Origin of the sequence: Aeromonas sp. SrichE-2G (genome assembly GCF_017939565.1) — a bacterium.
Taxonomy (GTDB): Bacteria; Pseudomonadota; Gammaproteobacteria; order Enterobacterales; family Aeromonadaceae; genus Aeromonas; species Aeromonas taiwanensis.
Genome location: NZ_JAGKRG010000005.1, coordinates 38825 through 50675 on the forward strand (window position 1 = coordinate 38825; position 11851 = coordinate 50675).

The following is an 11851-nucleotide window of genomic DNA, read 5'->3' on the forward strand; positions in this document are numbered from 1 at the left end:
ACAGGCCAGTTTTGTAAAGCTTGGGTTAAGAGTCAGTCATTTGTAGCGATCCCAGCTGACAGTCTGTGTCGCGATCGCCATAATAGCCGCCGGTTGGCCTATGGCCTTATGGACGAGAGAAGCAGCATGAAGAAGATAATGGGGGGCGCCCTGGCCCTGTTGATGGTAGGTTGTGCCAGCGACAACAATGGCGGCGAGCAGTACCGCTATACCCCTCCGGTTGCCAAGGCAACCAACAACACCCAGGAGATGGCGATCCCGGTGGATCTGGTATGGGCCCGCGCCGAGAAGTGGTTTGGCGATCACGGTCTGAACATCGAGAACAGTCAGCGCGGTTCCGGCCTGATGACTGCCAACGTCGAGAACTCCGCCGAGGGGCTGGAGTGGCTGGATTGCGGCACCATGGGTTCCAAGGTCGCACTGGGCAACCCCAACCTGCAGATCAACCTGATCATCACCCAGAGCGGCAACAACAGCGTGGCGACCGTCAACGTGAAGGGCAACACCCAGCTCTACTTCGTCGAGTCCTCCGGCGAGCGGGTGCTGGCCCCCTCCATCACTCCGGTGTGTGTCTCCCGCGGCAGCCTGGAGCAGAGCCTGTTCGCCACGCTGGGCAACTGATCTCTGTCAGGCACCATGAAAAAACCCCGTTGCAGGCAACGGGGTTTTTTGTTTCCGGGCGCTGGGGTCAGGGGGTTAGGTCGCCGTGAAACAGCGCCCGCTCGCCGGATTTGAGCACATAGCCCTTCCAGGGATAGAGCTGATAGGCTCCGCCCTGCCAGGACCAGCCTCCCTCTTCCCCCTGACGGGTCAGGCGGATCTGCTCGCCGCCAGGCAGGGTCAGCTCGGCCTCGCTCTGATCGCCACTGAACAGCACGAAGGCGCTGCCGGTCTGCCCGGCGTCGAGCGGTGCCAACCGCACCGCCTGCTCGAACAGCCGTACGCACTGGCCGGTCAGGGCGGACCACTGGTAGCCCGCACTGCCGATGCAGCCGTGCTTGTCGCGGTCCGCACCCACGGTGGGGGTCTGCGCTGTGGTGCAGGCCGCCAGCAGCAGGGAGGCGGCCATCAGGGTCAGGGTGCGCATGGTTACTCCTTGGGATCCCGCTCGATGACGATGTTGGAGAAGCCCAGCTCCTTGAAGTAGTTCTCCCGGTAATCCTTCACGCTCTTCTTGTCACGCCGGCACACCTGGGCCAGCTGCTCCTCCATGGCGTGGAAACGGGAGAGGTCTATCCCCTCGGCAGCGGCAACGGCGTCATAGATGCTGTTGAACTTGTCGTTGGCGTAGCCAATCTCACGGGCCTGCTTCTTGTAGGTGTAGGTAATCTTGAACGCCATGGCGTCACTCCTTCTCTTTGGCCTGCTTGCGCTGAACGTACAGATAGAGACTCTCGACCTTCTCTCTGGCCCAGGGGGTCTTGCGCAGGAACTTCAGGCTGGACTTAAACACTGTGGGATCCTGCCTGTTTCGCCTGCTTGCGCTGGACGTACAGATAGAGACTCTCGACCTTTTCCCGTGCCCAGGGAGTTTTTCGCAAGAATTTCAGGCTGGACTTGATGCTGGGATCCTGGGTAAAGCAGCGGATAGCGATCTCCTGCCCCAGTTTTTCCCAGCCGTAGTGTTCGACCAGGGCGGTGACGATCGCCTCCAGGGTCAGCCCGTGCAGCGGGTTGTTCTTCTGGGGGGCGGGCGATTGATCGCTCATGCCTGCTCCGCCAGCTTGGCAAAGGGCTGGCCCATGCGGGTGGTGACCCCGTTGGCCAGGTGGGGTTCGAAACCGGCCAGCATGCCCGGGCCAAACAGGCAGACGACGGTGCTGCCGAGCTTGAACAGCCCCATCTCGGCGCCTTTTTGCAGGGTGATGGCTTCGTCGCCTGTGTAGTCCCAGCGCACCACTTCCTTCTGCTTGGTCGGCGCGATATTGCCGGCCCAGATGGTTTCGATGCTGGCGACGATGGTCGCACCGACCAGCACCAGCGCCATGGGGCCGTGGGGGGTGCGGAAGGTGGCGACCACGCGCTCGTTGCGGGCAAACAGGTTCGGCACGTTCTCGGCGGTGAGCGGGTTGACGGAGAAGAGATCCCCCGGCACGAACACCATGCTCTCCAGTACGCCGTCCAGCGGCATGTGGATGCGGTGGTAATCCTTGGGCGCCAGGTAGATGGTGGCAAAGTCCCCATCCTTGAACGGCGCCACCAGATCCTCGTAGCCGCCGAGCAGCTCGCGGGCGCTGTAGTCGTGGCCCTTGGCCTGGATGATGCGACCCTGATGGATGGGGCCGAGCTGGCTGACGGTGCCATCCACCGGCAGGGCCAGGGTCATGGCGTCCTCGACCACTGGGCGGATGCCGGGCTTGAGCTCGCGGGTGAAGAAGGCGTTGAAGCTCTTGTAGTGGGCCGGGCTCTCGTGCAGCGCCTCGCTCATGTCGACCTGGTACTGCTTGATAAAGGCCTCGATCACCCTGGTGGTGAGGCTGCCGGCTTCGGCGGCGGCCAGCTTGCCGATCAGGCGGGAGAGGGCGTGCTTGGGCAGACAGTATTGACCGGCAATCTTCAGGTTGTCAGTAATGCTCATGTTCGTCATCGATTTGGTTGAATAAGGGTCACAGCCGCGCCTGTTGGCGACCGTGGCGGGCTTCCTGCATGGTTTCCAGGATGCGGTGATAGTTGTGGAAGCGATCGGCGCTGATGGCGCCACCGTCGACGGCGGCCCGCAGGGCGCAGCCGGGATCGTCCTTGTGGGTGCAGTCGCGGAACTTGCAGCCACCCAGGTAGTCTCGGAACTCGACGAAGCACCAGGTGATGCGGTCGGCTTCCAGGTGCCAGAGGGCGAACTCGCGGATCCCGGGGGAGTCGATGAGATCGCCGCCGCTTGGGAAGTGGTAGAGCCGCGCCGTGGTGGTGGTGTGCTGGCCGAGCCCCGAGTTTTCGGAGATCTCGCCGGTGAGCACGTCCAGCCCCGGCATCAGGGCGTTGGTGAGGGACGACTTGCCCACCCCGGACTGGCCGACGAAGATGCTGATCTTGTCGGTCAGGGCGGCCTTGAGCGCATCGAGGCCTTCGCCACTCTCGCAGCTCACCAGCAACACCTCGTAACCGAGTTTGCGGTAGGTCTCGAGCTGGCCTTCGACGCGCACGCGGGCCACATCATCGAGCATGTCGACCTTGTTCAGCACGATGAGGGGGCGGATCTCCACGTCTTCAGCCGCCACCAGATAGCGGTCGACGATGTTGGTGGAGAACTCGGGCATCACCGCAGAGACGATGATGATCTGGTCGATGTTGGCGGCGATGGGCTTGACCCCGTCGTAGAAGTCCGGCCGGGTCAGCACAGAGTGGCGCGGGTGCACCGCCTCGATGACGCCGGCGGTCGCGGCATTGAGGCCGGGCCGCCACACCACCTTGTCGCCGCACACCAGACTGCTGATGCTGCTGCGTCGCAGGTTGCTGCGGTGGATGGTGCCGTCGCTCGCTTCCACGTCTGCATGCTGGCCGAAGCGGCTGATCACCACCCCCTCGATGGCGGGCCCGAACAGGGTGTCGTCCACCACAGTGGTGTGCTCTTTTTGCAGTCGCCGCTCGCGGTTGGCCTGGACGCGCCTTTGTTGACCCAGATTGAGTTTTGCTTTCTTTGCCACGGGGTTTGCCAGTTTATGAACAGATTCAAAGCCAGTATGATACATGCAAATTGGCAAAATTCCGCCATTCCTCCCAATAGAGAGAGCAATCATGACAGTCAGTGCGCAGAACCTGGTATGGATCGACATGGAGATGACGGGTCTGGACCCCGAAGAGAATGTGGTACTGGAGATCGCCACCATCGTCACCGACAAGGACCTGAACGTGCTGGCCGAAGGGCCGGTCATCGCCATCCACCAGAGCGATGAAGAGTTGGCCAAGATGGACGAGTGGAACGTCAACACCCACACCAAGAGCGGTCTGGTGGCCCGGGTCAAGGCGAGCCAGCACGACGAGGCGAAAGCCGTCGCCGAGACCCTCGACTTCATTCGCCAGTGGGTACCGGAGCGCACCAGCCCGCTGTGCGGCAACAGCATCGGCCAGGATCGCCGTTTCATGGTCAAGCACATGGGCGAGCTGGAAGCCTTCTTCCATTATCGCAACGTGGACGTCAGCACCATCAAGGAGCTGGTGCGCCGCTGGCAGCCCGAGCTGCTGGATCAGTTCAAGAAGAGCGGTTCCCACCAGGCGCTGGACGATATCCGCGAATCCATCGCCGAGCTGCAGTTTTACCGTGCTCAGGTGTTCAAAATCTGAGTGACAGGCAAGGGGTTGCCATCGTCTGGTTGCTAAAATCGGCAGTTCGACCAGCTTTTGAGCGAACGGCTGCAACCAGACAAAAAAGCCCTTGCAATTGGAATGTCTGCTCTTATAATTCGGCTCCCGTACAGTAGCGCAAGCAACCAAATGCTGTACGGCCTGTTTTAAGGTTTTGCGGGAATAGCTCAGTTGGTAGAGCACGACCTTGCCAAGGTCGGGGTCGCGAGTTCGAGTCTCGTTTCCCGCTCCAAAATCTGATGATGACACTGGTGCAAACCAGCCCGATGCGGGAATAGCTCAGTTGGTAGAGCACGACCTTGCCAAGGTCGGGGTCGCGAGTTCGAGTCTCGTTTCCCGCTCCAATCATCAGCACAGCCTCAAGACAATCTAATGTTGCGGGAATAGCTCAGTTGGTAGAGCACGACCTTGCCAAGGTCGGGGTCGCGAGTTCGAGTCTCGTTTCCCGCTCCAAAAAAATTTGTGAGTGATATTCCGATGCGGGAATAGCTCAGTTGGTAGAGCACGACCTTGCCAAGGTCGGGGTCGCGAGTTCGAGTCTCGTTTCCCGCTCCAATCACTTGCAGATGACATCCTGTTGCGGGAATAGCTCAGTTGGTAGAGCACGACCTTGCCAAGGTCGGGGTCGCGAGTTCGAGTCTCGTTTCCCGCTCCAATCTCTCTTCAAATTCAATATCTCTCCCCCAAGTTCACGAACCCAGTTTCTCAATACAATCGCTGCCACATTCAGTTGGTAGAGCATGATCCGCGCTTGCCAAGGCTGGGGTCGCGAGTTCGAGTCTCGTTTCCCGCTCCAATCTCTCTTCGAAGTCCTCATCATCCATTTGAATTGCCCATCACATCGCGCTGCGATGCTTTGCCGTATCCGGCGTTCAGCCAGGTCAGGATCCTGTTTTCTGTATCTGTTTCGTACCCAGGGGCCGGAGAGGGCGGTGGTGGCTGCGGGCAGGCTGATGATCGTGGCGGGGAAGGCGAAACGGCAGACAAAAAAATAGGAGGGGCAAAGGCTCCTCCTACAGGCTCACTGGCGCGGGCTTAGATAACGGTGACGTTCTCGGCCTGAGGGCCTTTTTTGCCCTGGGTCACAGTGAACTGTACTTTTTGACCTTCAGCCAGGGTCTTGAAACCTGCGCTCTGGATGGAGGAGAAGTGAACGAAAACGTCCGGACCCTGGGATTGCTCGATGAAGCCAAAACCCTTGGTTTCGTTGAACCATTTTACCTGGCCGGTGCGAATGTCAGACATGTGGTAAGTCCTATCTATAACAAAATGAAACTAAGCCTCGTTGGGCAGCATTTGCCTGAAAGGCAGGGGTTGAAGCATGACTGACCACGTCTCTTTGTCCCAGTAGCATGTAGCACAATCCCTGTCTAAAGCCTGACCGATTGTACTGGAGCCCGATCCCTTGTCAATTTGGTGCTTTTCGTTTTTTGAGCAAGCTAAAAGTATTGTGAAGTCAGCGGCTTGTTTCATGCTTCACCTCAAAAAAACGGGAGGCCATGGCCTCCCGTATCATCCGTGGTGCTGCCTTGAAGGCCTCACTCCTTGAGGGCGAACCCCTCACCCTGGCGGTCGTAGCGGTAGTTGGCCTGGCCAAAGGAGCGGATCTCGACCCGCTGGATTCGGCGGCTGTCATCCACCAGGATGAAGACCGACTTGCCGGACTGCAGACGGGTCAGCGGACGATCCGGCCCCTCGATGGCGATGAGGCGGCTCAGCTCGGCCCCCGGCAACTCAAACTTGCGCCAGATGGAGTAGAGCGTCTCGCCCGCCTGCACCTCGTGTTGCAGCCAGGTGCCATCGACCTTCTCCTCGACCGGCTTGGCGGCAACCTGCGCACTGCCGGCGTTGCCGGCACCCACGGTCAGGGCCTGGGTCGGCACGGCCAGGGGCACCGCCAGGGAACCTGAGGGCGCTGCGGTCGGGGCGGCAGGAGCGGGCTCCCAGGCCAGCACCAGCAGCCAGAGCGGGATCAGCACCAGCAGGCCTATGGTGTGCTTGCGGGGCAGCGGGCTCGCCAGCTTGAAGGAGCGCGCCTTCGGCTCCTGCTTGCGTTGACCCAGGCCACTCATGCCCTGGCCGAGACGCTGGCGCAGGGGCAGGGTAGCCGCGTTGATACGTTGGAGCAGGGTTCCTTGTGATTCGTCTTGGCGACGCTGCTGGGCTCGTCTGTTATGGCCACGTGGGCGACGGTCCGGGGTGGGCACGGCATTTACCTCTCACTACATTGCCTGCCATCAGGCAAATATGCCGCCTATGGTAAACGGACTCGCCCCCGAGGGGGAGAGTCCAGAGCATGAAAATTATCAACTGAGACGGAATTGTCCCAGCAATTGCTGTAAACGTTCCGCCGCCTGACGCAAGGCCTGGCTGGCGTTGGCGGTGCTGGTGGCATCCCGGGCGATGTCGTTGGCCAGTGCGCTGGTTTTTGACAGGTTGCCCGACACCGTCTCGGAGACCGAGCTCTGCTCCTCGGCGGCGGAGGCGATCTGGTAGGTCATGTCGTTGATGGTGGCGATGGCCTGGAAGATGCTGTCCAGCGCCGCCTCCGCGAGATCCGCCTCGCCCACTGCCTGGTGGGTCAGCTGCTGGCTCTGCTGGATGGCGTTGACCGCATTGGCCGAGCTGTGGCGGATCTTCTCGATCAGCTCCTGGGTATTTTGCACCGCCTGCTGGGTGTTGCCCGCGAGCTTGCGCACCTCGTCGGCCACCACCGCAAAGCCGCGCCCCTGCTCGCCGGCCCGGGCAGCCTCGATGGCGGCGTTGAGCGCCAGCAGGTTGGTCTGATCGGCGATACCCTGGATGACGGTGAGGATGCTGGTGATCTGCTCGCTGTCGTGGGCCAGCCCTTCCACCACCTTGGCCCCCTTGCCGGCTTCGGCGGCGACCTTGTGCATGGAGTGGATCACCTGCTGGAAGCGCACCTTGCCCTGATCCGCCGCGCTCTGTGCCTGTTTGGCGGAGTCGGCAGTGTTGTTGGCGTGGGTGGCCACCTCCTGGCTGACATAGGACATCTCCTGCACTGCGGTCAGCATCTGCTCCATCTCCGCCTGGTGGTGTTGCAGGTTGCTGTCGGTCTGGCCGGCAATGCGATCTGTGTCGCCGGCATGGCGGTGCACCTCGCTCGCGGTCTTCTGCACGTCACCGAGCAGGGCCTGCAGCTTGTCGATAAAGCGGTTGATCCCCCGGGAGAGGGCCCCCAGTTCATCCTGGGAGCGGCTCTCCAGGCGCTTGGTGAGATCCCCCTCGCCATCGGCGATGTCGTCTACCAGGCTCACCATCTGACGGATGGGGCCCGTGATGCTGCGGGCGATCACCAGCATGGTGGCCAGCGCCAGCACCAGCACCAGCAGGGCACCGATGAGCTGCTGGGTCATGGCGGTGCGGTTCATGTCGGTGAGCTGGCGCTCCAGCTCGTCGGCCCCCGCCAGCACCACCTTGTAGGGCAGGGTGACGATGATGGCCCAGTTGCGGGCCATGCCGGGCACCGCGATGGGCACCGAGATGCGAAACGCATCGTCGAGCTCCTGGCGCTGCACCTCGGGCTTGAGGTACTGCTGCCAGCCGTTGCCGAGCACCTTGTCGGCCCGGCTGCCCAGCAGGGCGGCATCGCCGCTGGTGCCGGTGATGACACCGGCGGCGCTGACGATCAGGGTCTCGCCCTTGCCGTCATAGATGTTGCTGTTGAGGGACTGGGCCTGCCGGCTGATGGAGTCCACCGCCAGATCGAGCGCGGCTATCCCCCTGAACTGGCCATCCACCAGGATGGGGGTGGTGATGGTGCTCACCAGTACCTGCTGGCCGTTGATGTCCACCTTGAAGGGATCGACGAGGCAGGAGCGTCCCTCCCGCTTCGGGCAGGCGTAGTAGTCGTTGGCGGGGTTGCCGAATTCATCCGGGTCGCTCTTCTCGATGGAGAGCAGCAGATCCGTGCCGATCTGATCCTTGTCGCGATAGAAGTAGGGGACGAAGCGACCCTTGTCATCGCTGCCCAGGGGCGTCTGTCCGGCGAAGCTGGCGTCCTGGCCATCGAAGCCGTTCGGCTCGAAGCCGGCGAAGGCGCCATAGAGCTGGGGCTCCAGGGCCAGCTGGGCCTTGAGGAGGTCGGTGGCCTGCTGGCGATCCAGCGGCAGTTTGCCCGCCTGCTGCAGGGCGAAGGTGCTCGCCATCTGCTGGGTGTAGGAGAGCCCCTTCTGCAGCAGCTGGGTGATGGCGGCGGCCTCGGCACGGGCGTTGGCGCTCACCTTCTGCCACGCCTCCTGTTGCAGGGCGGCACGGCTGGAGCTGATGGTCAGCTGCTGGGTCTGCCGACCCGAGTATTGATTGAGCAGGATCAGGATGACCAGGGCGGCGGTCATGGCGATCCCGGCCAGCACCAGGATGCGATTCTGGATAGAACGAAACTGCATCTTGCGTTCCTTGTGTAGTAGGCGGTTGTCCGAATTATCGGCAGGGCGGGAGATCTCTCCAGCAATCCTGCCTAGCTAAGCGTAAAAAGAGGGAAAGTTTTGCGTTCCCACTCAAAATCAGTGGTTATTAACTGTTTAAACCCTATTTTACCCTATGCCTTTCCATGGTTTTCCCATCCGTCATTGTCGGTGCTAAAATGCGACGGTTTTTTTAACGAATTGGCCCAAGGCCCTCTACACAAGGCTTAAAGATGAAAGTCAAAACCCGTTTTGCTCCCAGCCCGACCGGCTTCTTGCATGTCGGCGGTGCCCGTACCGCACTCTATTCCTGGTTGTTTGCAAAGAATCAGGGCGGTGAGTTCGTGCTGCGTATCGAGGATACCGATCTGGAACGTTCCACCCAGGAGGCCATCGACGCCATCATCGAGGGTATGGAATGGCTGGAGCTGAACTGGGATGAGGGCCCCTACTACCAGACCAAGCGTTTTGATCGCTACAACGGCCTGATCGACGAGATGCTGGCGGATGGCCGCGCCTACAAGTGCTACTGCTCCAAGGAGCGTCTGGAAGCGCTGCGCGAAGGCCAGATGGCCAACGGCGAGAAGCCCCGTTATGACGGCAAGTGCCGCCATGGTGATCACGATCACCCTGCCGACGCCCCCCACGTCATCCGTTTCCGCAACCCGACCGAAGGCTCAGTGGTGTTCGATGACCACGTGCGCGGCCGCATCGAGTTTGCCAACACCGAGCTCGACGATCTTATCATCCGTCGTACCGACGGTGCCCCCACCTACAACTTCTGCGTGGTGGTGGACGACTGGGACATGGAGATCACCCACGTGGTGCGTGGCGAAGACCACATCAACAACACCCCGCGCCAGATCAACATCTACAAGGCCCTGAACGCGCCGGTGCCGGAGTTTGCCCACGTCTCCATGATCCTGGGTGACGACGGTGCCAAGCTCTCCAAGCGCCACGGTGCCGTGTCCGTCATGCAGTACCGCGACGACGGCTACCTGCCGGAAGCCCTGCTGAACTACCTGGTGCGTCTGGGCTGGTCCCACGGCGATCAGGAGATCTTCACCCTGGAGGAGATGATCAAGCTGTTCAGCCTGGATGCCATCTCCAAGTCCGCCTCAGCCTTCAACACCGACAAGCTCTTGTGGCTGAACAACCACTACATGCGCAGCCTGGATCCGGCTTATGTGGCCAAGCACCTGGCCTGGCACATGGCCGACCAGAAGATCGATACCAGCAATGGCCCGGCTTTGCCTGCTGTGGTGACCCTGCTGGCGGAGCGCTGCAACACGCTAGTGGAAGTGGCCGCCCAGAGCCGCTACCTGTTCGAAGAGTACGAGGCCATCGACGAAGCGGCCGCCAAGAAGCACCTGCGTGGCGTTGCCGCCGAGCCGCTCACCCTGGCCAAGACCAAGCTGGCTGCCCTGGAGACCTGGACCACAGAAGCGCTGCACGAGCTGATTGAAGCCACCGCCGCCGAGCTGGGTCAGGGCATGGGCAAGGTGGGCATGCCGCTGCGCGTGGCCGTGACCGGCCAGGGCCAGTCTCCTGCCATCGACGCCGTGATGGCGCTGGTGGGCAAGGAGCGCGTACTCGCTCGCATCGACCGCGCCCTGGCGTACATCGAAGCACGCATGGCCGCCGAGTAATTCAGGCTCGCAGGGTCAGTATCCAAGATGGCATGAGAGGGCTCCCTGAGGGGGCCCTCTTTTTTTGAGTCCCAACCGGATTTACGACGTAAAACAGCGACATAGCGATGAGGTTGGCGGTAAAAACAGCTAACTGACTGAATTTTGACTAAACGCTCCAGCGGGTGCGAATTTTGGGTTGACAGCAAAGCGGACGATGCCTATCATGCGCCTCCGTTGCCAGAGATAACTTTGGTAGCGCCGAGGTGAGTTGGGGTTATAGCTCAGCTGGGAGAGCGCTTGCATGGCATGCAAGAGGTCCGCGGTTCGATCCCGCGTAGCTCCACCAAATTCTCCTCGAACAATCTGGAATCCAAGGGGTTATAGCTCAGCTGGGAGAGCGCTTGCATGGCATGCAAGAGGTCCGCGGTTCGATCCCGCGTAGCTCCACCAGGTTCCTGATTGAAATGAAGTGCCCAGGGCAGTGCGGTGTGTATCACCCAGGCCGACCTTTGTGGGGTTATAGCTCAGCTGGGAGAGCGCTTGCATGGCATGCAAGAGGTCCGCGGTTCGATCCCGCGTAGCTCCACCATCATTCAGACGTTATGCGTCGAAGGCAACCGACCGCCAGAAGCGGTTGTCTAAAGAGTAAAGAATTTGGGGTTATAGCTCAGCTGGGAGAGCGCTTGCATGGCATGCAAGAGGTCCGCGGTTCGATCCCGCGTAGCTCCACCATCATTCGGACGCCAGGCGTCCAGGATGTCCGGCCGCCAGAACCGGTTGTCTGAAGAGTAAATATTTGGGGTTATAGCTCAGCTGGGAGAGCGCTTGCATGGCATGCAAGAGGTCCGCGGTTCGATCCCGCGTAGCTCCACCATCCTTCGATGACAACAGAAGGCCACCGCATTGCGGTGGCCTTTTTGTTTTGTCGTTTTTGCATCGTCCCGGATCCCGCCGGGCTGCCAATCCTTCGCCCGCCTCGGCGCGGGTCTTTCACGCGTCACATTCATAGGGACGGCACCAGCAGGACAGGGGCACCTCTCTTTTAAATTGACCCGTCTCTCCATTTTCTCGGCCCTGGCCAAGGACGCGCCTTGTCACATTTCTGGCAACTCGGACCAGTGGTCCTGCGTGCAAGAAAGGGAAAAAAGAGGCTGCTTTCCAGGTTTAGATAAGCTCAAGATACTGATATCAATCATTTATTTTTCACCTTCTCGATGAGGGATGAAGTGGGGGAATGTCCCCACATATTTTCTTTCGAGAATAAAGATTGAGCGGCCGAGACTTGCTTCCTATACTCGGGCTGTTCCTCACGGAACCCAGGACAAGGGCAAACCGGCAGTGATGCCGGGACGCAAAGCCTCCGATCTGCCCCACCCGGGCCAGACAGCGGGGTTACCCAGGGTGACTTGAGGGTTTGTGGCCCGTCCATGGCCTGTTGTCGTTCCCTTTCCCCCTGTTGCGATTGCGCTTTTCCCGGTGTTGAAGCCAAGACAA

At 60.7% G+C, this 11851-nt stretch carries 11 protein-coding genes, 10 tRNA genes, 1 pseudogene and 1 riboswitch; of the genes and pseudogenes, 13 read left to right on the forward strand and 9 right to left on the reverse strand.

What is annotated here, in order from left to right:
* Positions 1 to 126: 126 nt before the first annotated feature.
* Positions 127 to 621 (forward strand): hypothetical protein, encoded by a 495-nt coding sequence (locus J9885_RS08955; RefSeq protein ID WP_025325936.1) that lies wholly within the window; start codon positions 127 to 129, stop codon positions 619 to 621.
* A gap of 67 nt (positions 622 to 688) precedes the next feature.
* Here the strand turns inward: J9885_RS08955 and J9885_RS08960 are convergent, their stop codons facing one another.
* From J9885_RS08960 to rsgA, 6 genes and pseudogenes are all read right to left on the reverse strand, one after another.
* Positions 689 to 1087: a hypothetical protein gene (locus tag J9885_RS08960; RefSeq protein ID WP_043762416.1), complete on the reverse strand. Its 399-nt coding sequence runs from the start codon at positions 1085 to 1087 to the stop codon at positions 689 to 691.
* Positions 1088 to 1089: 2 nt separating this feature from the next.
* Entirely contained in the window at positions 1090 to 1341 is a 252-nt protein-coding gene (locus tag J9885_RS08965) for a DUF2960 domain-containing protein (protein ID WP_043762415.1), read from the reverse strand.
* 4 nt (positions 1342 to 1345) lie between these two features.
* A pseudogene (locus tag J9885_RS08970) lies at positions 1346 to 1462 on the reverse strand (VF530 family DNA-binding protein); the annotation flags it as partial.
* The gene (locus J9885_RS08975) at positions 1446 to 1709 is read right to left on the reverse strand and encodes a VF530 family protein (protein WP_210549020.1); all 264 of its coding nucleotides are present in this window, start codon (positions 1707 to 1709) and stop codon (positions 1446 to 1448) included. The pseudogene J9885_RS08970 and the gene J9885_RS08975, both read right to left, overlap by 17 nt.
* Entirely contained in the window at positions 1706 to 2578 is an 873-nt protein-coding gene (gene asd, locus J9885_RS08980) for an archaetidylserine decarboxylase (RefSeq protein WP_210549022.1), read from the reverse strand. Before asd ends, J9885_RS08975 begins: the two co-directional genes overlap by 4 nt.
* 28 nt (positions 2579 to 2606) lie before the next feature.
* Positions 2607 to 3641 (reverse strand): small ribosomal subunit biogenesis GTPase RsgA, encoded by a 1035-nt coding sequence (gene rsgA / locus J9885_RS08985; protein ID WP_210549024.1) that lies wholly within the window; start codon positions 3639 to 3641, stop codon positions 2607 to 2609.
* A 91-nt stretch (positions 3642 to 3732) separates the two neighbouring features.
* On the opposite strand from rsgA, the gene orn reads away from it, so the two are divergent.
* The 6 genes from orn to J9885_RS09015 all read left to right on the forward strand — a co-directional run bounded on the left by orn (position 3733) and on the right by J9885_RS09015 (position 4954).
* Complete coding sequence (gene orn, locus J9885_RS08990; RefSeq protein ID WP_134697214.1) at positions 3733 to 4278, forward strand: oligoribonuclease; 546 nt, start codon at positions 3733 to 3735, stop codon at positions 4276 to 4278.
* A gap of 177 nt (positions 4279 to 4455) precedes the next feature.
* Positions 4456 to 4531, forward strand: a tRNA-Gly gene (locus J9885_RS08995).
* A 36-nt stretch (positions 4532 to 4567) separates the two neighbouring features.
* Positions 4568 to 4643 (forward strand) — tRNA-Gly (locus J9885_RS09000).
* 33 nt (positions 4644 to 4676) lie between these two features.
* Positions 4677 to 4752: transfer RNA gene (locus J9885_RS09005), tRNA-Gly, on the forward strand.
* 26 nt (positions 4753 to 4778) lie between these two features.
* Positions 4779 to 4854 (forward strand) — tRNA-Gly (locus J9885_RS09010).
* Between the two features lie 24 nt (positions 4855 to 4878).
* A tRNA-Gly gene (locus tag J9885_RS09015) sits at positions 4879 to 4954 on the forward strand.
* Between the two features lie 380 nt (positions 4955 to 5334).
* Here the strand turns inward: J9885_RS09015 and J9885_RS09020 are convergent.
* The 3 genes from J9885_RS09020 to J9885_RS09030 form a co-directional block, all read right to left on the reverse strand.
* Positions 5335 to 5544, reverse strand: a complete 210-nt coding sequence (locus J9885_RS09020; protein WP_005297820.1) for a cold-shock protein — start codon at positions 5542 to 5544, stop codon at positions 5335 to 5337.
* A 293-nt stretch (positions 5545 to 5837) separates the two neighbouring features.
* On the reverse strand, positions 5838 to 6506 hold the full coding sequence (locus tag J9885_RS09025; protein WP_210549026.1) for a LysM-like peptidoglycan-binding domain-containing protein: 669 nt from the start codon (positions 6504 to 6506) through the stop codon (positions 5838 to 5840).
* A gap of 99 nt (positions 6507 to 6605) precedes the next feature.
* Entirely contained in the window at positions 6606 to 8708 is a 2103-nt protein-coding gene (locus J9885_RS09030) for a methyl-accepting chemotaxis protein (RefSeq protein WP_210549028.1), read from the reverse strand.
* Positions 8709 to 8959: 251 nt separating this feature from the next.
* Here J9885_RS09030 and gltX point away from each other — a divergent pair, with 251 nt between their 5' ends.
* The 6 genes from gltX to J9885_RS09060 all read left to right on the forward strand — a co-directional run bounded on the left by gltX (position 8960) and on the right by J9885_RS09060 (position 11231).
* Positions 8960 to 10375 carry a glutamate--tRNA ligase gene (gene gltX / locus J9885_RS09035; RefSeq protein WP_134697158.1) on the forward strand — a complete coding sequence of 472 codons (1416 nt, stop codon included), beginning with the start codon at positions 8960 to 8962 and terminating at the stop codon, positions 10373 to 10375.
* A gap of 252 nt (positions 10376 to 10627) precedes the next feature.
* Positions 10628 to 10703, forward strand: a tRNA-Ala gene (locus J9885_RS09040).
* Between the two features lie 28 nt (positions 10704 to 10731).
* Positions 10732 to 10807, forward strand: a tRNA-Ala gene (locus J9885_RS09045).
* A 63-nt stretch (positions 10808 to 10870) separates the two neighbouring features.
* A tRNA-Ala gene (locus J9885_RS09050) sits at positions 10871 to 10946 on the forward strand.
* A gap of 67 nt (positions 10947 to 11013) precedes the next feature.
* Positions 11014 to 11089, forward strand: a tRNA-Ala gene (locus tag J9885_RS09055).
* A gap of 66 nt (positions 11090 to 11155) precedes the next feature.
* Positions 11156 to 11231 (forward strand) — tRNA-Ala (locus J9885_RS09060).
* Positions 11232 to 11673: 442 nt separating this feature from the next.
* A riboswitch (cyclic di-GMP riboswitch) is annotated at positions 11674 to 11757 on the forward strand.
* The last annotated feature ends 94 nt before the right edge of the window (positions 11758 to 11851 follow it).